This window comes from Streptomyces sp. NPDC051569, assembly GCF_044454085.1.
In the GTDB taxonomy this organism is placed as follows: domain Bacteria; phylum Actinomycetota; class Actinomycetes; order Streptomycetales; family Streptomycetaceae; genus Streptomyces.
In genome coordinates this window covers 138,464-162,895 of record NZ_JBITDJ010000011.1, presented here as the reverse complement: position 1 = coordinate 162,895, position 24,432 = coordinate 138,464, and the positions used below count along the sequence as shown (strand labels likewise).

The 24,432-nt window shown below is 72.0% G+C and carries 19 protein-coding genes and 2 tRNA genes; 17 read left to right on the top strand and 4 right to left on the bottom strand.

The window, feature by feature from the left end:
* Positions 1–36: 36 nt before the first annotated feature.
* The 13 genes from rsfS to holA all read left to right on the top strand — a co-directional run bounded on the left by rsfS (position 37) and on the right by holA (position 13,357).
* Complete coding sequence (gene rsfS, locus ACIBAE_RS18210; RefSeq protein ID WP_399286070.1) at positions 37–522, top strand: ribosome silencing factor; 486 nt, start codon at positions 37–39, stop codon at positions 520–522.
* Complete coding sequence (locus ACIBAE_RS18205) at positions 519–1,172, top strand: histidine phosphatase family protein (RefSeq protein ID WP_399286147.1); 654 nt, start codon at positions 519–521, stop codon at positions 1,170–1,172. Before rsfS ends, ACIBAE_RS18205 begins: the two co-directional genes overlap by 4 nt.
* Before the next feature lie 95 nt (positions 1,173–1,267).
* Positions 1,268–1,340 (top strand) — tRNA-Ala (locus ACIBAE_RS18200).
* Positions 1,341–1,575: 235 nt separating this feature from the next.
* On the top strand, positions 1,576–1,809 hold the full coding sequence (locus ACIBAE_RS18195; RefSeq protein ID WP_399286068.1) for a hypothetical protein: 234 nt from the start codon (positions 1,576–1,578) through the stop codon (positions 1,807–1,809).
* Positions 1,810–1,940: 131 nt separating this feature from the next.
* Positions 1,941–2,013, top strand: a tRNA-Ala gene (locus tag ACIBAE_RS18190).
* Between the two features lie 441 nt (positions 2,014–2,454).
* Positions 2,455–5,331: a leucine--tRNA ligase gene (gene leuS / locus ACIBAE_RS18185; protein WP_399286066.1), complete on the top strand. Its 2,877-nt coding sequence runs from the start codon at positions 2,455–2,457 to the stop codon at positions 5,329–5,331.
* 164 nt (positions 5,332–5,495) lie between these two features.
* A complete protein-coding gene (locus ACIBAE_RS18180) occupies positions 5,496–6,245 on the top strand; it encodes a hypothetical protein (RefSeq protein ID WP_399286064.1) in 750 nt (249 codons plus the stop codon).
* An 81-nt stretch (positions 6,246–6,326) separates the two neighbouring features.
* Positions 6,327–7,172 (top strand): DegV family protein, encoded by an 846-nt coding sequence (locus tag ACIBAE_RS18175; protein WP_399286062.1) that lies wholly within the window; start codon positions 6,327–6,329, stop codon positions 7,170–7,172.
* Between the two features lie 522 nt (positions 7,173–7,694).
* The gene (locus ACIBAE_RS18170) at positions 7,695–8,474 is read left to right on the top strand and encodes a helix-hairpin-helix domain-containing protein (RefSeq protein ID WP_399286060.1); all 780 of its coding nucleotides are present in this window, start codon (positions 7,695–7,697) and stop codon (positions 8,472–8,474) included.
* Complete coding sequence (locus tag ACIBAE_RS18165; RefSeq protein ID WP_399286058.1) at positions 8,471–10,954, top strand: ComEC/Rec2 family competence protein; 2,484 nt, start codon at positions 8,471–8,473, stop codon at positions 10,952–10,954. The genes ACIBAE_RS18170 and ACIBAE_RS18165 overlap by 4 nt, the downstream gene beginning before the upstream one ends.
* 150 nt (positions 10,955–11,104) lie before the next feature.
* On the top strand, positions 11,105–11,989 hold the full coding sequence (locus ACIBAE_RS18160; protein ID WP_399286056.1) for a YceI family protein: 885 nt from the start codon (positions 11,105–11,107) through the stop codon (positions 11,987–11,989).
* 47 nt (positions 11,990–12,036) lie between these two features.
* Positions 12,037–12,282, top strand: coding sequence for a hypothetical protein (locus tag ACIBAE_RS18155; RefSeq protein WP_399286054.1), 246 nt, complete (start codon positions 12,037–12,039; stop codon positions 12,280–12,282).
* 88 nt (positions 12,283–12,370) lie between these two features.
* Positions 12,371–13,357 (top strand): DNA polymerase III subunit delta, encoded by a 987-nt coding sequence (gene holA, locus ACIBAE_RS18150; protein WP_399286052.1) that lies wholly within the window; start codon positions 12,371–12,373, stop codon positions 13,355–13,357.
* A gap of 348 nt (positions 13,358–13,705) precedes the next feature.
* Here holA and rpsT read toward each other — a convergent pair whose 3' ends face one another.
* Positions 13,706–13,972 carry a 30S ribosomal protein S20 gene (gene rpsT, locus ACIBAE_RS18145; protein WP_399286050.1) on the bottom strand — a complete coding sequence of 89 codons (267 nt, stop codon included), beginning with the start codon at positions 13,970–13,972 and terminating at the stop codon, positions 13,706–13,708.
* A gap of 204 nt (positions 13,973–14,176) precedes the next feature.
* Between rpsT and lepA the strand changes: the two genes are divergently transcribed.
* Complete coding sequence (gene lepA / locus ACIBAE_RS18140) at positions 14,177–16,045, top strand: translation elongation factor 4 (protein WP_399286048.1); 1,869 nt, start codon at positions 14,177–14,179, stop codon at positions 16,043–16,045.
* A gap of 282 nt (positions 16,046–16,327) precedes the next feature.
* Positions 16,328–18,217 carry an AMP-dependent synthetase/ligase gene (locus tag ACIBAE_RS18135; protein WP_399286046.1) on the top strand — a complete coding sequence of 630 codons (1,890 nt, stop codon included), beginning with the start codon at positions 16,328–16,330 and terminating at the stop codon, positions 18,215–18,217.
* A gap of 106 nt (positions 18,218–18,323) precedes the next feature.
* Here ACIBAE_RS18135 and ACIBAE_RS18130 read toward each other — a convergent pair whose 3' ends face one another.
* A complete protein-coding gene (locus ACIBAE_RS18130; RefSeq protein ID WP_399286044.1) occupies positions 18,324–18,908 on the bottom strand; it encodes a two-component system response regulator in 585 nt (194 codons plus the stop codon).
* Between the two features lie 338 nt (positions 18,909–19,246).
* Between ACIBAE_RS18130 and ACIBAE_RS18125 the strand changes: the two genes are divergently transcribed.
* Positions 19,247–21,313, top strand: a complete 2,067-nt coding sequence (locus ACIBAE_RS18125; protein WP_399286042.1) for a SpoIIE family protein phosphatase — start codon at positions 19,247–19,249, stop codon at positions 21,311–21,313.
* Positions 21,314–21,375: 62 nt separating this feature from the next.
* Complete coding sequence (hemW, locus tag ACIBAE_RS18120) at positions 21,376–22,608, top strand: radical SAM family heme chaperone HemW (RefSeq protein ID WP_399286040.1); 1,233 nt, start codon at positions 21,376–21,378, stop codon at positions 22,606–22,608.
* Between the two features lie 120 nt (positions 22,609–22,728).
* Here the strand turns inward: hemW and ACIBAE_RS18115 are convergent, their stop codons facing one another.
* Together ACIBAE_RS18115 and ACIBAE_RS18110 are read right to left on the bottom strand one after the other, a co-directional pair.
* Positions 22,729–23,553 carry a DUF3097 domain-containing protein gene (locus ACIBAE_RS18115; RefSeq protein ID WP_399286038.1) on the bottom strand — a complete coding sequence of 275 codons (825 nt, stop codon included), beginning with the start codon at positions 23,551–23,553 and terminating at the stop codon, positions 22,729–22,731.
* Positions 23,554–23,586: 33 nt separating this feature from the next.
* Positions 23,587–24,312, bottom strand: coding sequence for an MBL fold metallo-hydrolase (locus tag ACIBAE_RS18110; RefSeq protein ID WP_399286036.1), 726 nt, complete (start codon positions 24,310–24,312; stop codon positions 23,587–23,589).
* Between the last annotated feature and the right edge of the window lie 120 nt (positions 24,313–24,432).

Genomic DNA, 24,432 nt, shown 5'->3' with positions numbered 1-24,432 from the left:
CTGGATATCTCCACGACCGCCGACGAAAGCCTGCCAGTGACCGCCACAGATCGTTCCATCGAGCTCGTCAACGCCGCCGCCCAGGCAGCCGCCGACCGGCTCGCGCACGACATCATCGCCTACGACGTCAGCGATGTGCTGTCGATCACCGACGCCTTCCTGCTCGCCTCCGCGCCCAACGACCGCCAGGTCAAGTCGATCGTCGACGAGATCGAGGAGAAGCTCTCGAAGGAGTTCGACGTCAAGCCGGTGCGCCGCGAGGGTGACCGCGACGCCCGCTGGATCCTGCTCGACTACGTCGACTTCGTCGTGCACGTGCAGCACAGCGAGGAGCGCGTCTTCTACGCCCTGGAACGGCTGTGGAAGGACTGCCCCGAGCTGCCGCTCCCCGAGGACGCCGTCAAGACCCGTGGCAAGGGCAAGGAGCACGCCGTGACCACGGGCGCCACCACCACGCCCTACGGCATCGAGGGCGCGGAGGACGCCGAGGACGCCGAGGACGCGGACGGTGAGCTGAGCTGAACGGTACGAAAAGCGGCAGGGGCCGCCGTGTCGTCCTGTGGCGGCACGGCCAGACGGCCTGGAACCTGGAGCGGCGCTTCCAGGGCACCACGGACATCGAGCTGACCCCCACCGGCGTGGCCCAGGCCCACCGGGCCGCCCGGCTGCTGGCCTCCCTGAAGCCGGACGCGATCGTCGCCTCCGACCTCCGGCGGGCCGCGGCCACGGCCACCGAGCTGGCCGAGGTCACCGGCCTCGACATCGCGTACGACTCCGGGCTCCGCGAGACCTTCGCGGGCGCCTGGCAGGGCCTGACCCACGAGGAGATCGTCGAGCGGTACGCCGAGCAGTACGTGGCGTGGAAGCGCGGCGAGCCCGTGCGGCGCGGCGGCGGTGAGCTGGAGACCGAGGTCGCCGACCGGGCCGCCCCCGTGGTGCTCCACCACGCCGACAAGCTGCCCGACAACGGCACGCTCGTCGTGGTCAGCCACGGCGGCACGATCCGTACCACGATCGGCCGTCTGCTGGGCCTGGAGGCGCACCACTGGGAGGGACTCGGCGGGCTCTCCAACTGCTGCTGGTCCGTCCTCGGCGAGGGCGCACGCGGCTGGCGGCTGATGGAGCACAACGCCGGCACCCTCCCGGAACCGGTCCTCGGCGACGACGACTGAGCGGCCCCGGGCGGCTGCGGAGGCCGGATTTCACTTTCCGGCGGGTCGCAGGCTAAAGTTCTTCTTGTTCGCAGCGCAGAGCGCAAAGAACACGCGGGGCTATAGCTCAGTTGGTAGAGCGCCTGCATGGCATGCAGGAGGTCAGGAGTTCAATTCTCCTTAGCTCCACAATCAAGATCCCGTCCCCGTCAGGGGGCGGGATCTTTGCTGTACGGTCCTGCTTCGCCCGTGACCCCTTTGCCCCCTTGCCCCCCTGCCCGGCCGTGACAGAATCGGACCGCCGGAGGGGACGAAGGCCGGGACCTGGGAGGAGAGCGGATTGTCCGCCTGCAGCATCGAGGAGCCCGATGGCCTGCTCGCCGTGGCGGAGGCGCCGCCCGCCTGCCTCAGTTGGAGCTGAGTGATGGGTGCGCACAGGCGTAAATGTGACTGGTGTGGCAGCGGTACGCCGATCGTCCGGGACATGGATCCGCTCAATCCGGATTACCAGTACTGGTGCGAGGAGTGCGCGCGGGCGCTGATCATAAAAGGCGACCCCATCGAGACGTACCGGGAGCTGGAGGGCGAGCCGATCTACGGCCGCCTCCTCGAAGAGCACTGCACGCTCAAGCGCTTCTACTCGTTCGCGACCGCCTGACCGACCTCACTCGACGGGGCCCGGGCCGGCCCGGCGGGGTGCGGAACGGAATGGATTTGGTGGTCAGCGGGGGTGACCGTTAATGTTGGCGATGCCGCCGAGGGAAACCCCGGGAAAACGGCACAACGCAAGGGGCTATAGCTCAGTTGGTAGAGCGCCTGCATGGCATGCAGGAGGTCAGGAGTTCAATTCTCCTTAGCTCCACAGCAGCTTGCGAATGACGAGAAGCGGGCCACCCGGATCGGGTGGCCCGCTTCTCGTATGTGGCCGAAGGCGACGCGATCCCGTGACCTCGGTTGTGTCGGTGACCCCGTGGTCCCGGCGGCCCTCGGTGGTCCCGGCGGCCGGTGGACCCGGTGGACCGACCGGCTCCTGGGGTGGTCCGGCCCGCTATGCCCGGTGCGGGCCGTCGGGGCCCTGCGGTACCCTGACGCCATGCGTGCCGTACGCCTTCTGCTTAGCGGGCCGCGCTGATCAGTCCCGACGGATGGTAGATCCGGTCGGAATCGGCGCGGCGGTCCCCTCCTGTGCGAGGGGCCTTTTTCGTTCACCGACTGGCAGGGCCATCACCGACTGGCGCCGCCATTCGCTGAATGGCACAGCCGAATCCGCTGGCAGAGCCGATCGATGGAGCTTCAGAGAATCATGAGCGAGACGAATTCCGCTGCCGCCGAGCAGGCAGCGCCGCACCGCTACACGGCTGCCATGGCCGCCGACATCGAGGCACGCTGGCAGGACGTCTGGGACGCCGAGGGCACGTACGAGGCGCCGAACCCCACCGGTGGTCTGGCCGGCGACGCGGTGCTGGCCGCGAAGCCCAAGAAGTTCATCATGGACATGTTCCCGTACCCGTCGGGCGCCGGGCTGCACGTCGGGCACCCGCTGGGCTACATCGCCACCGACGTCTTCGCCCGCCACCAGCGCATGACCGGGCACAACGTCCTGCACACGCTGGGCTTCGACGCCTTCGGCCTGCCCGCCGAGCAGTACGCGGTGCAGACCGGCACGCACCCCCGGGCCTCCACCGAGGCCAACATGGAGAACATGAAGGCCCAGCTGCGCCGGCTGGGTCTGGGCCACGACAAGCGCCGCTCCTTCGCGACGATCGACGCGGAGTACTACAAGTGGACCCAGTGGATCTTCGTACAGATCTTCAACTCCTGGTACGACAAGGACGCCGACAAGGCCCGCCCGATCGACACGCTGGTCGCGCAGTTCGAGAGCGGGGAGCGCGCGACGGCCGACGGGCGCCCCTGGAGTGAGCTGAGCGCCGTGGAGCGCGCCGACGTCCTGGGGGAGTACCGGCTGGCGTACGCCTCCGACGCGCCCGTCAACTGGGCCCCGGGTCTGGGCACCGTTCTGGCCAACGAGGAAGTCACCTCGGACGGCCGCTCCGAGCGCGGCAACTTCCCGGTGTTCAAGGCGAAGCTGCGCCAGTGGAACATGCGCATCACCGCCTACGCCGACCGGCTGCTGAGCGACCTGGACGGGCTGGACTGGCCCGAGGCGATCAAGCTGCAGCAGCGCAACTGGATCGGCCGGAGCGAGGGCGCGCGGGTCGGCTTCCCGGTGGGTGACGGCAAGACCGTCACGGTCTTCACCACCCGTCAGGACACGCTGTTCGGCGCGACGTACATGGTGCTGGCACCGGAGCACGAGCTGGTCGAGGAGATCGTCCCGGCCGCCTGGCCGGAAGGCACGCACGAGGTCTGGACGGGCGGCCACGCGACCCCGGCCGCCGCCGTCGACGCGTACCGCAAGCAGGCCGCGTCGAAGTCCGACGTCGAGCGGCAGGCCGAGGCCAAGGACAAGACCGGTGTCTTCACCGGCGCGTACGCCACCAACCCGGCCAGCGGCGAGCAGGTGCCCGTCTTCATCGCGGACTACGTCCTGATGGGGTACGGCACCGGCGCGATCATGGCCGTCCCGGCACACGACAGCCGTGACTTCGCGTTCGCGCGCGCCTTCGAGCTGCCGATGCGCTGCGTCGTCGAGCCGACGGACGGCCGCTCCACCGACCCGGCGGAGTGGGACGACGCGTTCGCCTCGTACGACGCGCGCATCGTCAACTCCACAGGTGCGGACATCTCGCTGGACGGTCTCGGCGTCGTCGACGCCAAGGCGAAGATCACCGAGTGGCTGGCCGGGCGGGGTATCGGCGAGGGCACGGTCAACTTCCGGCTGCGCGACTGGCTGTTCAGCCGTCAGCGCTACTGGGGCGAGCCGTTCCCGATCGTCTACGACGAGGACGGGACCGCGCACGCGCTGCCCGAGTCGATGCTGCCGCTGGAGCTGCCGGAGGTCGACGACTACTCGCCGCGAACCTTCGCCCCGGACGACGCGGACACCAAGCCGGAGACGCCGCTGTCGCGGAACGCGGACTGGGTCGACGTCGAACTGGACCTGGGGCTGGGCGAGGGCGTCAAGCGCTACCGCCGCGAGACCAACACCATGCCGAACTGGGCCGGTTCGTGCTGGTACGAGCTGCGCTACCTCGACCCGCACAACAGCGAGAAGCTGGTCGACCCGGCCGTCGAGCAGTACTGGATGGGCCCGCGCGAGGGTCAGCCGCACGGCGGCGTCGACCTGTACGTGGGCGGTGCCGAGCACGCCGTGCTGCACCTGCTGTACGCCCGTTTCTGGTCCAAGGTGCTGTTCGACCTGGGACACATCTCCTCGGTCGAGCCGTTCCACAAGCTGTACAACCAGGGCATGATCCAGGCGTTCGTCTACCGCGACAGCCGGGGGATCGCCGTGCCGGCCGCAGAGGTCGAGGAGCGCGACGGCGGCTACTGGTACCAGGGCGAGAAGGTCAGCCGGGTCCTGGGCAAGATGGGCAAGTCCCTGAAGAACGCCGTCACGCCCGACGAGATCTCCGCCGAGTACGGCGCGGACACGCTGCGGCTGTACGAGATGGCCATGGGCCCGCTGGACGTCTCGCGTCCGTGGGACACCCGCGCGGTGGTGGGCCAGTACCGGCTGCTGCAGCGGCTGTGGCGCAACATCGTCGACGAGACGACCGGCGAGGTCACCGTCGTGGACACCGACCCCGACGAGCAGGCGCTGCGTGCGCTGCACAAGGCGGTCGACGGGGTCGGCCAGGACATGGCGGCGCTGCGCTTCAACACGGCCATCGCCAAGGTCACCGAGCTGAACAACCAGCTGACCAAGACGGGCGGCCCGGTCGCCCGGTCGGTCGCCGAGCCGCTGGTGCTGCTGATCGCGCCGCTGGCCCCGCACATCGCCGAGGAGCTGTGGCGCAAGCTGGGCCACACCGACTCGGTCGTGCACCAGGACTTCCCGGTCGCGGACCCTGCGTACCTCGTGGACGAGACCGTGACCTGCGTGGTGCAGATCAAGGGCAAGGTCAAGGCACGGCTGGAGGTGCCCCCGTCCATCTCGGACGAGGAGCTGGAGGCGCTGGCGATGGGTGACGCGGCGGTCGTCGCGGCGCTGGACGGCGCGGGCGTCCGCAAGGTGATCGTGCGCGCGCCGAAGCTGGTGAACATCGTGACCGCGTAGCCGGACCCGGGGGTTTCCCCTACGGGCAGGTTGAGGGTTCTGATGGAACCCTCAACCTGCCCGTTCCGTTTACGGTGGGAGAAGCACGCGAATTACGGTGGAAGAAGCACGCGAAAGCACACCGCAGAAGGACACGGGACGACAACGACTACGAAGGGGCGCCCATGGGTACCGCGATCGTGATCCTGGCGCTGCTCTTCGTCGCTCTCGTGGGCCTCGGGGTGTACGTCGGCGTCAAGGCGGTCCGCGCGGCCAGACAGAGCGTCGACCGCACCATCTCGCAGGCACGCCGCACCGTCGAGGACACCACGCTGCGGGCGCGGAGCCTCGGGCAGCTGGGTGTGCCGGGCCGCCTGGCGCAGCTGCGGCTGAAGCTGCGCACCTCGATGCGGGCCACGCAGGACGCCCTGGAGGCGGGCGTGGCCGACGACGCCTCGCTGTCGGAGTCGCTCGGCCTCTTCCAGCGGCTGAGCGCGCACGGCCGTGAGCTGGACGACGAGCTGAGAGGGCTGGAACGGGACCCCGACCGGGCCAGGGTCGCCGCGCGCCTCCAGGAACTGAGCGAGCGCACGGACCGGATCACGCGTTCGGCGGACTCACTGCGGTGGGCGGCCCGGGACCGGGCGCGCAAGTTCGCCGAGGACGACCTGTCGTCGCTGAGCGAGCAGATCGATCTCGAATCGGGTGCGCTGCGGCACTGGTCGGCCGCCGGGCAGGACACGGTGTGGCCGGAAGCGGCGGGCGCCGACCGTACGGTCCCCGGTCAGACCTGGCCCGAGCCGCCGGCCGCCGGGACACCCGAGCCGCCGCCGGCTGCCGGGACACAGGCGATCGGGCCGTCGGATTCCCGGCGGCGGACCACCTACCCCTGGCAGAAGCCGGCCAGGCAGGCAAGGACCGGGACGACGAACTGATACGACATGGGCCGGACGGAACCGATCATTGGGGCGGGGCCGGGCTGCCGGTCCGGGCCGGTGACGGGTAACCTCCCGGTCATGTCCCGCCATGTCGCGATCGTCACCGATTCCACGGCCTACCTGCCGCCACAGACGATGGAGCGGCACGGCATCACCGCGGTGCCGCTGACCGTCGTGCTCGGCGACCGCGCGCTGGAGGAGGGCACCGAGATCTCGGCCCGCTCGCTCGCCGTGGCCCTGCAGAAACGACGCTCCGTCACCACCTCGCGGCCGAGCCCCGATGTCTTCGCCGCCGCGTACCGCAGGGCCGCCGAAGCCGGCGCGACCGGGATCATCTCCCTGCATCTGTCGGCCGAGTTCTCCGGGACGTACGACGCCGCGCTGCTGGCGGCGAAGGACGCGCCGGTACCCGTACGGGTGGTGGACACCGGAATGGTGGCGATGGCGCTCGGGTTCTGCGCGCTGGCGGCCGCCGAGGCCGCCGAGGGGGACGGCACGCTGGACGAGGCGGTGGCCGCCGCCGAGAAGCGGGCGGCCGGCACGTCCGCGTACTTCTACGTCGACACGCTGGACTATCTGCGCAGGGGCGGCCGTATCGGCGCGACCCAGGCGCTGTTGGGATCGGCGCTCGCGGTGAAGCCGCTGCTCCAGCTGGACGGCGGGCGTATCGAGATGCTGGAGAAGGTCCGTACGGCGTCGAAGGCGATCGCGCGGCTGGAGGAGATCGTCGCGGACCGGGCGGGCACGAGCCGGGTGGACATCGCGGTGCACCATCTGGCGGCGCCGGAACGGGCCACGGCGCTCGCCGAACGGCTGCGCGAGCGGATTCCCGGCCTGGTCGACCTGCACGTCAGCGAGGTGGGCGCGGTGATCGGGGCGCACACCGGGCCGGGGCTGCTCGGGGCTGTGATCTCACCGCGCTGACGGTCCGCCGGGCGGTGGAGGACGCTGCCGAAACCCCTCGTACGGGTGGCGCGGTTGTCCACAACTGATGGGTTATCCCCGGGAATTCGGCCTGCTCGGCGGGGCCGGGCCGAGCTCCCTAACGTCGGACGCATGGCACTTCGAACACGCTCAGCGACCAGCGGCCCGGGCCGGGCTCCGGGCTCAGACGGCCGGGCCTCCCGCTCGGGCGGCCGGGTCCCCCGTTCAGACGGCCGGGCCTCGGTCGGCCGGACTGCGGGGGCCGACGGCCGGACTGCGGGCCCCGGCCGGTCCCTGGGCTCCGACGGCCGAGCCGCGGGGCCCGACGGCCGTACTCGCGCCCGTGCTCGTCATAGCCGTGTCCGGGACCGATCGTGGCCACGCGGCGGAGGGGCACGTCCGGAGTCGACGCGCGCCGGGGGCGAGGCCGGTACGGCCCTGCCGACGCCCACGGCCCCGCGCGACCGCGCGGACGCCCTCTTCGGCGGTGCGCCGCCGGTGGCGGTGGCGGTGCCCGCGCCGGTGGGAGTCGCGACCGGCGACGCGGTGGCGGGGCGGGCTGAGCGGGTACGGCTGGCGGTGCGCGAGCGGTTGCCGATGTGGGTGCAGCTCAGATGCGGTCTGGAAGCCAGGACGCTGGCCGCGCTGTCCGTGGTCCTCGTGGCGGCCGGGCTCCTGGCCGCTCAGCACTTCTGGGCCGCGCGCCCGCAGTCCGTCCGCGCGCCGCGGATGGTCAGCGCGGAGGCAGCCGTCCCCGATGCCAGGGGCCCCGCTGCCCTGGATCCCGATGCCGTCGGCCCGGATCCCTTGCCGGGGCGGTCACCGGAGGGCGGGGGAGAACGCGCCGCCGCTGATGCGGTCGTCGTCGATGTGAGCGGCAAGGTGCGGCGGCCGGGCGTCCTGCGCTTGCCGTCAGGGTCGCGGGTCACGGACGCACTGCGTGCCGCCGGGGGCGTCGAGCCGGGGGCGGACATCACCGGACTCAACCGGGCGCGCGTGCTGATGGACGGTGAGCAGGTGGTGGTGGGCGGCCCGCCTCCACCAGGGGCAGGTGCCGGTGGGGCCGGAGCGGGGGCCGGTCCCGGTGCGACCGGGGGCGGGCGGGGCGCCGGTCCGGTGAGTCTCAACTCCGGCACGGTGGACCAGTTCGACACCCTCCCCGGCGTCGGCCCCGTGCTCGCCCAGCACATCGTCGGCTACCGCACCGAGCACGGCGGGTTCCGCTCCGTCGAGGAACTGCGTGAGGTCAACGGCATCGGTGAACGCAGGTTCGCGGACCTCCAGCCCCTCGTACGCCCATGAAGCGCCCCGAAGTCCACGCCGCCGCCACCCATCGCCTGGGAGCCGCCGACCCGCGCCAGGAGGGCCCGGCCGACCTCCGTCTGGTCCCGCCGGCCCTGGCGGCCTGGGCCGCGGCGGCGCTGGCGCTGGGAGCACCAGGACGCTGGACCGTGATCGGTGTGCTGGGCTGCCTGCTGGCGGCGGGGGCGGCCGGAGTCGCCGTGCGGGGGCGGCGGCTCCACCGGGTGGCCCTGGCGGGCGTGCTGCTCTGCGCGGCCGCCGGGGCGGCGTCCGCCGGGCTGCACGGGGCCGATGTGCGCCGGGGGCCCGTGCCGGGACTCGCGGAACGGTACGCCCGGGTCGGTGCGGAGCTGACGGTCACCTCCGATCCCCGGCCCACCCGGCCCAGGGTCCTCGGCGACCGGATGTCCGGTGGCGGACTCATGTTCGACGCTGACCTCACGCGGGTGACGTCGTCCGGCGGCGCGGTCATCACCGGCCGGACACCCGTCCTGGTGCTCGCCACCCCCGGCGAGCACGCCGCGCGATGGCAGCGGCTGCTGCCCTCCACCCGCCTGCGGCTGACCGCACGACTCACACCCCCGCTGCACGAGAACGACCGCTACGCGGCGGCGCTGCGGGTGGACGGGACCGGACCCCCGCGACAGACGGGGGCGCCGACCCGGCTGCAGCGGACGGCCGGGGCCCTGCGCGCGGGGCTGCGCGAGGCGACCGGAGGGCTCGCCCCCGATGCCCGCGCCCTGCTGCCCGGGCTGGTGGTCGGCGACACCTCGCGGGTCCCGCCCGCACTGCACGACGCGTTCACGGCCACCGACCTCACCCACCTCCTGGCCGTCTCGGGAAGCAACCTGACCATCGTCCTCGTCCTGCTGATCGGGCCGCCGGGGCTGGCGCTGAGAGCCGAACGACGCGGGCTGGCGGCCCGGCTGGGGATCTCGCTGCGGATGACCGCCGCACTCGGCGGCGTGCTCACGATCGCCTTCGTGGTCGTCTGCCGGCCGGAGCCGAGCGTGCTGCGGGCCGCCGCCTGCGGGCTGGTCACCCTGCTCGCCCTCGGCACGGGCCGCCGCAGATCCCTGATCCCGGCGCTGGCCGCCGCCGTACTGCTGCTGGTGCTCTACGACCCCTGGCTTGCCCGCAGTTACGGTTTCCTGCTCTCCGTCCTGGCCACGGGCGCGCTGCTCACCATCGGCCCGGGGTGGGGCGCCGCGCTGCGGCGGCGCGGGGTGCCGCCGCGGCTCGCGGAGGCGCTGGCGGCGGCCGGGGCGGCGCAGGCTGTGTGCGCTCCCGTGGTGGCCGTGTTCGCGGCCAGGGTCAGCCTGGTGGCGATCCCGTGCAATCTCGTCGCCGAGCTGGCGGTGGCCCCGGCCACGGTGCTCGGCTTCGCCTCGCTCGCCATGGCGCCGCTGGCGATGCCGGCGGCCGAGGTGCTGGCCCGGTGCGCGGGATGGCCGGCCGGCTGGATCGCGTCCGTCGCCCGTGGCGGGGCGTCCCTGCCCGGTGCGGAGACCGCCTGGCCGGGCGGCTGGTGGGGCGGGCTGCTGCTCGCCGTATCGACGGTCCTCGTCCTGTTCGCCGTACGACGGATCCCGCGCCATCCCTGGACGGCCGCCGCGTGCGCGCTGCTTCTGCTGCTGGCGGTCCTGCGGCCTCCCTCGCTGCTGCGGATCGTCACCGGCTGGCCGCCGCCGGGATGGACCGTCGCGATGTGTGACGTGGGCCAGGGCGACGCGACCGTACTGGCGGCGGGTGACGGAGCGGCGGTGGTCGTGGACGCCGGTCCCGACCCCGGACGCGCCGACCGCTGTCTGCGCGATCTCGGTGTCACCCGCGTTCCCCTGCTGCTGCTCACCCACTTCCACGCCGACCATGTCACCGGGCTGCCCGGCGTGCTGCGGGGCAGGTCTGTCGGGGCGATCCAGACGACGGCGTCCGAAGAGCCGCCGGAGCAGCGCGCGTTCGTCCGGAGAACCGCGGCGGCGGCCCGGGTGCCGGTCATTCGCGCCGGTCCGGGGGAGCGGCGCCGGGTCGGCCCGCTCACCTGGCGGGTGCTGTGGCCACGGGCCGCTCCGGGACCGGTGGGCGAGGGGCCGAACGACACGAGCGTGGTCCTGTTCGTCCGCGTCGCCCACGGCCCCACGCTGCTGCTCCTCGGGGATCTCGAACCCCCCGCCCAACGGGCCCTGTTACGCGACCACCCGGCGCTCCCGGCGGTGGACGTGCTCAAGGTCGCCCACCACGGCTCGCCCTTCCAGGACCTCGTGCTGCTCCGGCGCGTGCGCCCCCGGCTGGCCCTGATCTCCGTCGGCCGGGGCAACCCGTACGGTCACCCCTCTCCGCGCACCGTCTCCGCGCTCCGGGCCGGCGGGGCCCTGGTGCTGCGCACCGATACGGACGGCGCGATCGCGGTGACCGGAGCGGGAGGTGGGCTGCGGGCGACCGCGACGGGATCCGGTGCGCGTCCGGGTCGTCCCCCGTGAGAAAGGTGGGTGCGTCCGCGACCTGTCCGTATGTTTGCCTCGAACGACGCAAGGGTGATCGAATGCGTATTCGTCACGGGCCGCCGCCCGCCGGGGACGTTCTGCCGTGTGCGGCGCCGCAGAGCCTCAGCGCACGGGGGTACGTACACCATGATCAGCCGCCTTTTCGGCCGACAGACGGCCGCTCAGCAGAACGGCCGTCCGCTCGCCGGGCCGGCCGTGCCTCCCGGAGCGGGCATGCTCGTCCGCCGTGTCATCAACCCGATGGGGGAGCCGGTCGGGCGGGCCGAGTTCACGGTGAAGGACGGCAACGGCCAGAAACTCGTCAGCGGCGAGACCGATCCCTTCGGCACGATCATGGCGATGGTCCCCCTCGGGGAGCACCGGCTGACCGTCTCGTCGGACGGTTTCCTGCCCTACCAGGGCGCGGCCTCGGTCACCGGCGGTGGCGAAGGGGCGGGTGCCGGCGACATCACGCTCCAGCCGGCTCCGCCGATCCCGCTGCCCCCGCCCGGCGAGTGGGAGATCGAACCGACCCACTCCCGGATCGGCTTCGTCGCCCGCCACATCGGACTCGCCCGGGTCCACGGCCGGTTCGGTAACTTCGCCGGGGCGATACGGGCCGGCGAGACGATCGAGGAGTTCGCGATGCACGTCGTCATCGGCGCCGCGTCGATCGACACCGATGTGCGGATGCGCGACGACCACCTGCGCAGCGCCGACTTCCTGGACGTGGAGAAGTATCCGACGCTGGAGTTCTACAGCGACCGTTTCGTCCACCGCCGCGGCAACGACTGGGGCATCACCGGGGCGCTGACCCTGCACGGGGTGACCCGCACGGTCACCCTCGACGCCCAGTACCTCGGCCTCGGCAACGGAGTGGCGGGTGAGACGCGCGCCGCCGTCCGCGCGACCACCGAGCTGCACCGCGAGGACTACACCATCAACTGGCAGTCCATGCTGGCGCGTGGCATCGCGATGGTCGGCTCCAGTATCACGATCGAGATGGACATCCAGATCGTCCCCAAGGGCTGAGGGCTGAGGGCTCGGGGCTGAGTGGTGGCGGCTGGGAGAATACGTCCGTGAGCGATGTGAGACATGTGCTGGTGCTGCCCGACCGCGACGCCGCCGAGGAGGTGGCGCAGGCGCTCGGCGACCGGTTCGGCCTGGCCGAGGAGCCGCAGCTGGTACGGGACGCCCTGGCCGGCGAGGACGACGCCGAGGACGCCCAGTGGCTGGTGGTCCTGGAAGACCCCGAGGCACGGCTGAACGGCGCCGAGCTGGACGCGTTCGTGGCCGACTGGGACGGTTGGTGGGAAGCTCCCTGAGCGGGTGCGGACGCCCCGGGGGACGCATCTCCCGCCGCGCCACCGGCGGTCGGCCGGCTGTCGGTGGCCCGTGCGATGCTGGACCGCGATGGCCACCAGGAAGACTTCCCCCGACGATCCGCTCGCTCCTCTCACCCTCGCCGTGGGGCAGGAGGACCTGCTGCTCGACCGCGCCGTGCAGCAGGTGGTGGCGGCGGCCCGCGCGGCCGACGCCGACACGGACGTACGCGATCTGGCGTCCGACCAGCTCCAGCCCGGCACCCTCGACGAGCTGACCAGTCCGTCGCTCTTCGCGGAGCGCAAGGTCGTCATCGTGCGGAACGCACAGGACCTCTCCGCCGACACGATCAAGGACGTCAAGGCCTACCTCGACGCGCCCGCCGAGGAGATCACGCTCGTCCTGCTGCACGCCGGAGGAGCCAAGGGCAAGGGGCTGCTGGACGCCGCTCGCAAGGCGGGGGCCCGTGAGGTGGCCTGCCCCAAGACCACCAAGCCCGCCGAGCGGCTCACCTTCGTACGCTCGGAGTTCCGCGCGCTGGGCCGGTCGGCCACGCCCGAGGCGTGCCAGGCCCTGGTCGACTCGATCGGCAGCGACCTGCGCGAGCTGGCGAGCGCCGTCTCCCAGCTCGCCGCGGACGTCGAGGGCACGATCGACGAGGCGGTCGTCGGCCGTTACTACACGGGTCGCGCCGAGGCGTCGAGCTTCACCGTCGCCGACCGTGCCGTGGAGGGCCGCGCGGCCGACGCCCTCGAAGCGCTGCGCTGGTCGCTGTCGACCGGCGTGGCCCCCGTCCTGATCACCAGTGCGCTGGCCCAGGGGGTGCGGGCGATCGGCAAGCTCTCCTCCGCGCGCGGCGGCCGGCCCGCCGATCTCGCCCGCGAGCTGGGGATGCCGCCGTGGAAGATCGACCGGGTGCGCCAGCAGATGCGCGGCTGGACCCCGGACGGTGTAGCGGCGGCGCTGCGGGCCGTCGCCGAGGCCGACGCGGGCGTCAAGGGCGGCGGTGACGATCCGGAGTACGCGCTGGAGAAGGCGGTCGTGGCGGTCGCCCGAGCGGCCCGCGCGGGCCGCTGACCCCGTAACCCGGGCCCGGCGAGCAGCTGTCCGGTAAGCGGCTGTCCGGCAAGCCGCCGTCCGGCAGCCGCCACCCCCTGAGCCGCCATCCCCTGAGCCGCCACCCCCTGAGCCGCGCCCCGTGAGCGGCGCCCCGCGAGCCCGATCCCGCGAGCCCTGCCCCGTACATGCCGAAGGCCCCGGTCCCGTCCTGGGGAGGACGGGACCGGGGCCCCGGCGTCAAACAGAATCTGCTGAACTCGCACCCGCGTGGCGAACGCAGTCGCGTGCGAGTTCGGAGGACGCCGGTCAGGAGCGGTAGAGAGGGCCCGCTGAGTCCCTTCCGGCGATCAAATCACGTGAGAAAGCTCAGGCCTGGAGGGAGGCAACCTTGACAGCCAGCGCCGACTTCTTGTTGGCGGCGGCGTTCTTGTGGATGACACCCTTGGAGACAGCCTTGTCGAGCTGGCGGGACGCCTCACGAGCGGCCACACCGGCCTTCTCGACGTCACCGGCGGCAGCGGCCTCACGGGCCTTGCGGATCGAGGTCTTGAGCGAGGACTTGACAGCCTTGTTGCGCAGGCGTGCCTTCTCGTTCGTCTTGTTCCGCTTGATCTGGGACTTGATGTTCGCCACGAAAGAGCCTTTTCAGGTTCGATGAATCTTCGACTGAGCCGTCCCGCGCCGAGACGGCACGAGACACAGCTGCCCAGGCTACCAGCGACCCTCCGACCGGCCCAAACCGGGCGCAGTCCCGCACCCGTGGGACGATGGAGGCTACGTATCGATCCGAGTCGACCCGAGACGAGACGCCGCGCGTCTCAAGAATCAGGACCCTGCGTGCCCGCGACCCCTACCAACGTGCCCGAGCCCAGCCGTACGGACCCGGCGCTGCTCCGCAACTTCTGCATCATCGCGCACATCGACCACGGCAAGTCGACGCTCGCCGACCGGATGCTCCAGCTGACCGGAGTCGTCGATGCGCGGCAGATGCGCGCTCAGTACCTCGACCGGATGGACATCGAGCGCGAGCGTGGCATCACGATCAAGTCCCAGGCGGTCCGGCTGCCCTGGGCGCCCCGCACGGGTGAGGGCGTGGGGAAGACCCACATCCTCAACATGATCGACACCCCGGGCCACGTGGACTTCACCTACGAGGTGTCCCGTTCGCTGGCTGCCTGCGAGGGCACGGTCCTCCTGGTGGACGCCGCCCAGGGCATCGAGGCGCAGACCCTCGCCAACCTCTATCTGGCGATGGAGAACGACCTCACCATCGTCCCGGTCCTCAACAAGATCGACCTCCCGGCCGCCCAGCCGGAGAAGTTCTCCGAGGAGCTGGCCAACCTCATCGGCTGCCAGCCGGAGGACGTCCTCAAGGTCTCGGCGAAGACCGGCGTCGGCGTGGACGCGCTGCTCGACCGGGTGGTCAAGGACGTGCCCGCGCCGGTCGGCGTCAAGGACGCGCCCGCCCGCGCGATGATCTTCGACTCCGTCTACGACTCCTACCGTGGCGTCGTGACGTACGTCCGTGTCATCGACGGCCAGCTCAACAAGCGTGAGCGCATCCGGATGATGTCCACCGGCGCGACCCACGAGCTGCTGGAGATCGGTACGAACTCGCCGGAGATGCTCCCGGCGGACGGCCTCGGCGTCGGCGAGGTCGGGTACCTGATCACGGGCGTGAAGGATGTCCGCCAGTCCAAGGTCGGTGACACGATCACCACCCTGCACGGGGGTGCGACCGAGGCGCTGGGCGGTTACAAGGACCCCAGGCCCATGGTGTTCTCCGGCCTCTATCCGCTGGACGGCTCGGACTACCCCGAGCTGCGCGACGCCCTCGACAAGCTCCAGCTCAACGACGCCGCGCTGGTGTACGAGCCGGAGACCTCCGCGGCCCTCGGCTTCGGCTTCCGCGTCGGCTTCCTGGGCCTGCTGCACCTCGATGTGATCCGGGAGCGGCTGGAGCGCGAGTTCGGGCTCGACCTGATCGCCACCGCCCCCAACGTGGTCTACCGCGTGGTCATGGAGGACGGCAAGGAGCACACGGTCACCAACCCGAGCGAGTTCCCCGAGGGGAAGATCGACTCGGTGCACGAGCCGGTCGTCCGGGCCACGATCCTGGCCCCGAGCGAGTTCATCGGCTCGATCATGGAGCTGTGCCAGACCCGTCGCGGCACCCTGCTCGGCATGGACTACCTCTCCGAGGACCGTGTCGAGATCCGCTACACGCTGCCGCTCGCCGAGATCGTCTTCGACTTCTTCGACCAGCTGAAGTCCAAGACCCGGGGCTACGCCTCGCTCGACTACGAGCCCACCGGTGAGCAGAGCGCCCATCTCGTCAAGGTCGACATCCTGCTGCACGGTGACAAGGTGGACGCCTTCTCCGCCATCACGCACCGGGACCAGGCCTACGCGTATGGCGTACGGCTGGTCGCCAAGCTGCGTGAGCTGATCCCGCGCCAGGCGTTCGAGGTGCCCATCCAGGCCGCCATCGGTTCCCGGGTCATCGCCCGCGAGACGATCCGCGCCATCCGCAAGGACGTCCTCGCCAAGTGTTACGGCGGTGACATCTCCCGTAAGCGGAAGCTGCTGGAGAAGCAGAAGGAGGGCAAGAAGCGGATGAAGATGGTCGGCAACGTGGAGGTCCCCCAGGACGCCTTCATCGCGGTGCTCTCCAGTGACGAGTCCGGCGGCAAGGCGAAGAAGTAGCGGAAGAAGTAGCGAGCGAGAAGCGACACACGGCGCCCCACGGCCGCCCACCGGATGGTGTGGCACCGGATGCGCGGTGAACGACGGGCCCCCACGCTGTGGCGTGGGGGCCCGTTCGTGGTTGATGGGGCGGGTTCCCGGGGAAACGGCGCCACGCGGCCTCTTACGCACCGGCCGGTCGGCCTCTAGTCTGATCACTGTTCGGTAGTTACTCGTCAGTTAGTTACTCGTCAGTCACATAATCGTCAGTCACGCCGCACTGCCGCGGGCCCGGAGGATGTCGTGAGCGACACACAGAACTTGATCGAGAACCGGCCGCCCTCCGTGGCGACCCTCTTCATTGAGCGCGTGAGCGCCACGCCCGAAGCGGAGGCGTACCGCTATCCCGTCCCGCCGGCCTCGGGCCGGGGCCCCGACACGTGGAGCTCGCTGAGCTGGGCGCAGGCCGCCGAGCGGGTGTACGCCATCGCCGCGGGCCTGATCGAGCTGGGCGTACGGCCCGAGGAGCGCGTCGCGCTCGCCTCCGCCACCCGGGTCGAGTGGATCCTCGCCGACCTCGGGGTGATGTGCGCGGGCGCCGCCACGACCACGGTCTACCCCTCGACGAATCCCGCGGAGTCCGTGTACATCCTGGCCGACTCGGAGAGCCGGGTGCTGATCGCGGAGGACGCCGCGCAGCTGGCCAAGGCCCGCGAGCGCCGGGCCGAGCTGCCGCACCTCGCCCATGTCGTGGTCATCGACGCCGCCGACGCGGTGCCCGCCGAGGGCGACCCGGAGGGCTGGGTGCTCTCGCTCGCCGATCTGGAGGCGCGCGGGGAGCGGTACCTGATCACGCACCCGGAGGCGGTCAAGGAGCGGGTCACGGCCATCACGGCCACCCAGCTCGCCACCCTCATCTACACCTCGGGGACCACCGGCCGTCCCAAGGGCGTACGGCTGGCGCACGACAGCTGGTCGTACATGGCCAAGGCCCTCGCCGCGACCGGCCTGGCCACCAAGGACGACGTGCAGTACCTGTGGCTGCCGCTCGCCCATGTCTTCGGCAAGGTGCTGATCTCCGGGCAGATCGAGGTCGGGGACGTGATGGCCGTGGACGGCCGCGTCGACAGGATCATCGAGAATCTTCCGGTGGTCCGGCCGACCTATATGGCCGCCGTGCCACGGATCTTCGAGAAGGTCTACAACGGGGTCGCGGCCAAGGCGCGGGCCGGCGGCCCGGCCAAGTACAAGATCTTCCAGTGGGCGGCCGGTGTCGCCCGTGAGCACGCCAGGATCGCCCAGGACAACTTCCGCCGTACGGGCACGCCGTCCGTGCCGTTCGCCCTCGCCGCCCAGCACAAGATCGCGGACGCGCTCGTCTACGCCAAGCTGCGCGAGGCGTTCGGCGGCCGGCTGCGCGCCGCGATCTCCGGCTCCGCCGCACTCGCGCCCGACATCGGCTACTTCTTCTCCGGCGCCGGAATCCACATCCTGGAGGGGTACGGCCTGACCGAGACGAGCGCCGCGAGCTTCGTCAACCCGGGCGAGGCGTACCGCACCGGCACGGTCGGCAAGCCGCTCCTCGGCACCGAGGTGCGCATCGCCGACGACGGGGAGATCCTGCTGCGCGGCCCGGGGGTCATGGCGGGCTATCACGGACTGCCCGAGAAGACCCGGGAAGTGCTGGAGTCCGACGGCTGGTTCCACACCGGCGACATCGGTGAGCTGTCCGCCGACGGCTATCTGCGGATCACCGACCGCAAGAAGGACCTGATCAAGACCTCGGGCGGCAAGTACATCGCGCCGGCCGAGGTGGAGGGCCAGTTCAAGGCGGTCTGCCCGTTCGTCTCCAACGTCCTGGTGCACGGCGCGGACCGCAACTTCTGTACGGCGCTGATCGCGCTCGACGAGCCGACGATCCTCGGCTGGGCGGCGGAGAACGGCATGGCGGGCAGGCCGTACGCCGACGTGGTCGCCTCCGCGCAGGTCGAGCAGCTGATCGGCGGCTATGTGAAGCGGCTCAACGAGGGTCTCCAGCGCTGGCAGACCATCAAGAAGTTCCGGCTGCTGCCGCGCGATCTGGACATCGAGCACGGCGAGCTGACGCCGAGTCTCAAGCTCAAGCGGCCGGTCGTCGAGCGCACGTACAAGGACTTGATCGAGGACATGTACAAGGGCTCCCGGGAGTCCTGAGCCGGGCGAGGAGGCCGGGCGAGGAGGGCGGGTCCCGCCGGGCCGGGGTGCGCGGGCCGGCGGGTGTTCGGCCGCCGGGTGGCGGTGGTCGGCCGCCGGGCGAGGGCTACCGGCCCCGGCCGCTGCGCAGTCCGGCCAGGGTGTCCTCGATCGTGGCCAGCTGATGCCCCAGGACGGCCAGGTCGTTGGGGGTGTCGCGGCGTAACGCGTCCTCGATCGAGGACAGCCGGTCCGCGATCAGAGCCAGCTGCTCCTGCTCGCGCGCCAGTGCCAGTTCCAACTGGCGGTTCTTGCGGTGCAGATCGAGGAAGACGCTGACCTTGGCGCGCAGCATCCACGGGTCGAAGGGCTTGGTCAGGAAATCCGCCGCACCCGCCGCGTAGCCCCGGAAGGCGTAACCGCCGTCGGAATCGGGCCCGTTCAGGAAGATGATCGGGGTGTCCTTGGCCTGGTCCAGCCGCTTGATCCGGGAGGCCGTCTCGAAGCCGTCCATGCCGGGCATCCGGACGTCCAGCAGGACCACCGCGAACGGCTGCCCCTGCAGCGCCCGTACGGCCTCCTCGCCCGAACGCGCCCGTACGAGCGGTTCTTCGAGGGAGGCCAGCACCGATTCCAGTGCGACGAGATTGTCCTCCATGTCGTCGACGAGAAGGATGCTCGCGCGATCCATGGAGGCTGTCTTCCCGCTCATTCCGGTCTGTCTCCTTGTCCGGCCTCGCGTTTCGGCCAGGCAGGCAAGAATGCTCTGTCCAGGGCGAGTTCGCACGCCGTTCCGGTTCTTTGATCCTGTGTCGCGCGGTGCGTGGCCGGCGGATCCGAACGGTCCGCCGCCGCGTCCGCCGCCGAGCGGGCCGTCGTCGGTTCTCCTGGCCGATTTCGCCTGGCTGATTCCATGATCGGTCACCAAGGTCCGTTCACGTGGTCAATCTCTGTCCAACTTCGACGACTTGGCGTATGTGGGTGCGCTCCGTCTGTCACTCTGTCGGGATCGTAAGCGGCATCAACGTCAGAACCGGATCAGGAGCCGCAGTGGGGCCCATTCCGATCCCGCGCGAGACCCTTCACCTGTCGGCACCCGAGGTGCCGTTACGGCGGGACGCGCGGTCCACATCACGTACCAGCCTGCCCGGCAACCCGCTGGCCCCGTCCGCGGCCCGTCGCTTCGCACGCGCGGCGCTGGCGGAGTGGACGAGCCTTGGGCTGCTCGCCACCTGCACGTTCTGCCGTGCGGGCGACGGGTGCCCGCCGGGGCGGCACAGCACCGACCTGCTCGCGGACGACGCGGTGGTGATCCTCAGCGAGCTCGTCACCAACGCGGTCGTGCATGCCGGGACCACCGTCGAGGTGCTCTGCCGCCTGGAGGGCTCCTCCCAGGGCCTCGCGGAGGAGGAGGACGAAGCGGCAGCCCTGGTCCTCGAAGTCTCCGACCACCATCCCGCGCGGGCCATCCGGAGCGACCCCGGGAGCGAGGCCCCGCGAGAAGCCCAGCCCGGCACCCCCGAATACGGCCGGGGCCTCCAGCTCGTCGCCGCCCTCGCCGAACGCTGGGGCATCACCTACCGCTCGGGACTCAAGACCGTCTGGGCCCGGCTGCCGCTCGAAGGGCGCGACGCGGCAGCCGTCCCGGGGGCCGAACCCGCGCTGCGGCGAGGACTGCGCGCCGCCGAGATCCTCGCGCCCGCCGCCCGGCGCGGCGGCCGGGACGACCCGGAGTGGGCCGGGCGCGGCGCGCTCTCCTTCCTCGCCGAGGCGTCCGAACTGCTCGCGGGACAGCTCGACGAGGACCTGGTCGCCGCGCTCGCCGGCCAGCTGCTCGTACCGAGGCTCGCCGAGTGGTGCGCGATCTGGCTGGACCCCGAGAACGGCCATGGCGGCGCCGGACCCCGGCTCGCCCGGGTCTGGCACACCGACGAGTCCCGGATCGAGAGACTGCGAACGGTCCTGGAGAAGGAACCGCCCCAGCTGTCCGAGCCGCCGAAGGGCGCCGCGGTGCCGGCGCCCTGGCCGGGCGATCCCGGCGGGCACACCGCAGACACCGCAGACACCGCAGACACCGCAGACGGCGACGGTGGGGACGGTGGGGACGGTGGGGACGAGCCCGGTACGGGCCCCGGCGTGGCCCTCGCCTGCCGGCTGGTCGCCAACGGGCGCGCGCTCGGCACCCTGCTGCTCGGCCGGCCGGGGGAGACGCGGGCCCCCGACGAAGTGACCGCCCTCGTCGAGGACTTCGCGCGCCGCGTCGCCCTCGCCATCGGCGCCGCCCGCCGCTACACCCGCCAGGCCACCATCAGCCGGGTCCTGCAGCGCGGGCTGCTGCCCAGCCAGGTCGCCCGGATACCGGGCGTCGCCAGCTCCCTGGTGTACGAGCCGAGCGACGAGGGCGTCGCGGGCGGCGACTTCTACGACGTCTTCCCCTGCCCGCCCGGTGACCGCTGGTGTTTCATGCTCGGCGATGTGCAGGGCAGCGGCCCGGAGGCCGCGGTCGTCACCGGGCTGGCCCGCCCCTGGCTGCGGCTGCTCGCCCGGGAGGGCTACCGGGTCGGCGCGGTCCTCAACCGGCTCAACAGGCTGCTCCTCGACGACGCGATGGAGGTGGCGGAGACAGCGTCCCTGGTCGTCGCGGCGGCAGCCGCCGGACCCGGAATGCCCGACCCCGCCCAGGGACAGCCCGAGGGCAGCCAGGCCCGCTTCCTCTCTCTGCTGTACGGAGAGCTGAAGCCGCTGCCCGGCGCGGGCGTGCGGTGCACCCTCGCGAGCGCCGGCCACCCGCTGCCCCTGGTCCTGCGGCCCGACGGATCGGTACGGGCCGCGGCGGAGCCGCAGCTGCTCCTCGGGGTCGTCGACAACGTCACGTACGAGAGCACCACCTTCCAGCTGGAGCCCGGGGACACGCTGCTCTGCGTCACCGACGGCGTCACCGAGCGCCGTTCCGGTCCGCTCATGCTGGACGACGGCGACGGCCTCGCGCGGGCCCTGGCGGGGTGCGCGGGCCTGACGGCGCAGGGCGTCGCGGAGCGCATACGGCGGGCCGTGCACGACTTCGCGGAGACACCGCCGGAGGACGATCTGGCGCTGCTGGTGTTCCAGGCCGAGTGAGCCGTTCCCCGGCCCGGCGGTCTCCGGGCCGGGTAACCCGCCGCGTACGGGACAATGGGGTCATGCCTTCCGCACTGCCCGACGGTGACCCCATGCCCGAGACCGGGGCCCTGCCCCGGCACGCCCTGGAGGGCGCGGCGGACCGGCCGCTCGGCTTCTACCTGCACGTTCCGTACTGCGCGACCCGCTGCGGCTACTGCGACTTCAACACGTACACGGCGACCGAGCTGCGCGGCTCCGGAGGCGTCCTGGCCTCCCGCGACAACTACGCCGAGACCCTGATCGACGAGGTCAGGCTGGCCAGGAAGGTGCTGGGCGACGACCCGAGGCCGGTCCGTACGGTATTCGTCGGGGGCGGCACCCCGACACTGCTGGCCGCCGGGGATCTCGTCCGGATGCTCGGGGCCGTCCGCGACGAGTTCGGCCTGGCGGACGACGCGGAGATCACCACCGAGGCGAATCCGGAATCGGTCGATCCGGCCTATCTCGCGGCCCTGCGCGAAGGCGGCTTCAACCGGATCTCCTTCGGGATGCAGAGCGCGAAGCAGCACGTGCTGAAGGTCCTGGACCGTACGCACACCCCGGGCCGGCCCGAGGCGTGTGTCGCGGAGGCCCGCGCGGCGGGCTTCGAGCACGTGAACCTCGACCTGATCTACGGCACACCGGGGGAGAGCGACGACGACTGGCGCGCGTCGCTCGCGGCGGCGGTCGGGGCGGGGCCCGACCACATCTCGGCGTACGCGCTGATCGTGGAGGAAGGCACCCAGCTCGCGCGCCGCATCCGGCGCGGCGAGGTCCCGATGACGGACGACGACGAGCACGCGGACCGGTATCTGATCGCGGACTCGGCGCTCGCGGAGGCCGGCTACTCCTGGTACGAGGTGTCCAACTGGGCGACCTCGGAGGCGGCCCGCTGCCTCCACAACGAGCTGTACTGGCGCGGCGCCGACTGGTGGGGCGCGGGCCCCGGCGCCCACAGCCACGTCGGCGGCGTCCGCTGGTGGAACGTCAAGCACCCCGGCGCGTACGCGGCGGCACTGGCGGAGGGCCGCTCCCCGGGCGCGGGCCGGGAGATCCTCACCCCGGAGGACCGCCGGGTCGAACGCATCCTCCTGGAGTTGCGTCTCTCGGACGGCTGTGACCTGTCCCTGCTGGCCCCGGCCGGACTGGCGGCCGCGAAGCAGGCCGTCACGGACGGCCTCCTCGACCCGGCGCCCTTCGCGGCGGGCCGCGCGGTCCTGACGCTCCGGGGCCGCCTCCTGGCGGACGCGGTGGTCCGGGACCTGGTGGACTGAGACCTGGTGGACTGAGACCTGGTGGAGTGAGACCGGGTGGTCCGGGACCGGGTGGTCAGGGACTGGGTGGACCGGGCCCGCCGGCTCTGCGCGCGGGGGGAGGGGCGCGTCCGGTGCCTCCTACGCGGGGGGCTCCGTGACGTGGTCGATCAGGTGTTCCACCGCACCCAGCAGCGTCGGCTCCAGGTCTCGGTAGGTGCGCACCCGCGACAGGATGTGCTGCCACGCCGCGCCCGTGTTCTCCGGCCAGCCCAGCGCCCGGCACACGCCCGTCTTCCAGTCCTCGCCCCTCGGCACCGCCGGCCACGCCGGGATGCCCACCGACGACGGCTTCACGGCCGCCCACACGTCGATGTACGGGTGGCCCACCACCAGCACGTCCGCGCCGGTCACCTCGGCCGCGATGCGGGACTCCTTCGAGCCCGGCACCAGATGGTCGACGAGCACGCCCAGCCGGGCGTCCGGTGCCGGGCCGAACTCCGCGACGACCGCCGGAAGGTCGTCGATGCCCTCCAGGTACTCCACGACCACGCCCTCGACGCGCAGATCGTCGCCCCACACCCGCTCGACCAGTTCCGCGTCGTGCCGTCCCTCGACATAGATACGGCCCGCCCTGGCCACCCGGGCGCGCGCGCCGGGCACGGCGATCGACCCCGAGGCCGTACGGGCGGGACCGGCGTGGGCCGGGCGGCCCGACGGGCGGACCAGGGTCACCACGCGCCCCTCCAGCAGGAACCCGCCCGGTACCAGCGGGAAAACCCGGTGCTTGCCGAAGCGGTCCTCCAGAGTGACCGTCGGCCCCTCGGCGGTCTTCTCGCAGCGGATCACCGCCCCGCAGAAGCCCGTCGACACCTCCTCGACCACCAGGTCGGGCTCGGCCGGTACCTCGGGCGCGGGCGTGGACCGTTTCCACGGCGGCGTCAGATCAGGGCTGTAGCTGCGCATTCGCAAGACGATAAGCCGATGGACGCCGTACGACTACGACACGCCGAAACGTGACGCCAACGCGTCGCGCTGCGCCCGGACGAACGCCGCGTCGACCACCGCCCCGTGCCCCGGGACGTACACCGCGTCCGGGCCACCGAGCGACAGCAGCCGGTCCAGGGCCGCCGGCCAGCGCCCGGGGATCGCGTCCGGACCGGCCTGCGGCTCGCCCGACTCCTCCACCAGGTCGCCGCAGAAGACCACGTCAGGGGAGCCGGGTACCAGCACCGCGAGATCGTGGCCGGTGTGCCCGGGGCCGGCGTTCGCCAGCAGGACCCGCCGTCCGCCGCCCAGGTCCAGCGTCAGCTGCCCGGAGACCGCGTGCCGGGGCGGCACCAGCAGATCCACCGCCTCGGCGGCCTCCGCCGCCCCGGCCCCCTCGCGTACGGCGTCCTCGTACAGCGCAGCCCCGCCCCCTGCCAGCAGTTCCGCCGCGCCCACCGCGCCGTACACCTCCACTCCCGCGAACGCCGAGGTCCCCAGGACATGGTCGAAATGCGGGTGGCTCAGTGCGATATGCGTCACTCGCCGGCCGCCGAGCAGCGACCGCGCCTGCACACGGAGTTCGGCGCCCTCACGGACCGTCGACCCCGTGTCGTACAGCAGGGCCGCGTCGGCGCCGGCCACCAGACCGGCCGTGGCGTCCCAGCCGGGCAGCCGCCGCCGCCCCACCCCGGGGGCCAGCCGCTCCCACCCGTGCTCTTCCCAACGGACGTTCATGCGAGGACGCTATCGGCAACGATCAGCGGAATCGGGGTAGGTGTGAGCGCGGTAGCGTGGTCGGCCACCCTTGCTGCGGTCGGCCGCCCTTGCTAGAGGCGTACCCCACAGCCGTACACT

Bases quoted from the DNA above. Each gene is read 5' to 3' on its own strand.
- ACIBAE_RS18115 (WP_399286038.1), bottom strand. From the start codon at position 23,553: ATGCGCAGCTACAGCCCTGATCTGACGCCGCCGTGGAAACGGTCCACG.
- leuS (WP_399286066.1), top strand. From the start codon at position 2,455: ATGAGCGAGACGAATTCCGCTGCCGCCGAGCAGGCAGCGCCGCACCGC.
- holA (WP_399286052.1), top strand. From the start codon at position 12,371: ATGGCCACCAGGAAGACTTCCCCCGACGATCCGCTCGCTCCTCTCACC.
- ACIBAE_RS18130 (WP_399286044.1), bottom strand. From the start codon at position 18,908: ATGAGCGGGAAGACAGCCTCCATGGATCGCGCGAGCATCCTTCTCGTC.
- ACIBAE_RS18195 (WP_399286068.1), top strand. From the start codon at position 1,576: ATGGGTGCGCACAGGCGTAAATGTGACTGGTGTGGCAGCGGTACGCCG.
- ACIBAE_RS18160 (WP_399286056.1), top strand. From the start codon at position 11,105: ATGATCAGCCGCCTTTTCGGCCGACAGACGGCCGCTCAGCAGAACGGC.
- hemW (WP_399286040.1), top strand. From the start codon at position 21,376: ATGCCTTCCGCACTGCCCGACGGTGACCCCATGCCCGAGACCGGGGCC.
- ACIBAE_RS18175 (WP_399286062.1), top strand. From the start codon at position 6,327: ATGTCCCGCCATGTCGCGATCGTCACCGATTCCACGGCCTACCTGCCG.
- ACIBAE_RS18165 (WP_399286058.1), top strand. From the start codon at position 8,471: ATGAAGCGCCCCGAAGTCCACGCCGCCGCCACCCATCGCCTGGGAGCC.
- ACIBAE_RS18180 (WP_399286064.1), top strand. From the start codon at position 5,496: ATGGGTACCGCGATCGTGATCCTGGCGCTGCTCTTCGTCGCTCTCGTG.
- ACIBAE_RS18110 (WP_399286036.1), bottom strand. From the start codon at position 24,312: ATGAACGTCCGTTGGGAAGAGCACGGGTGGGAGCGGCTGGCCCCCGGG.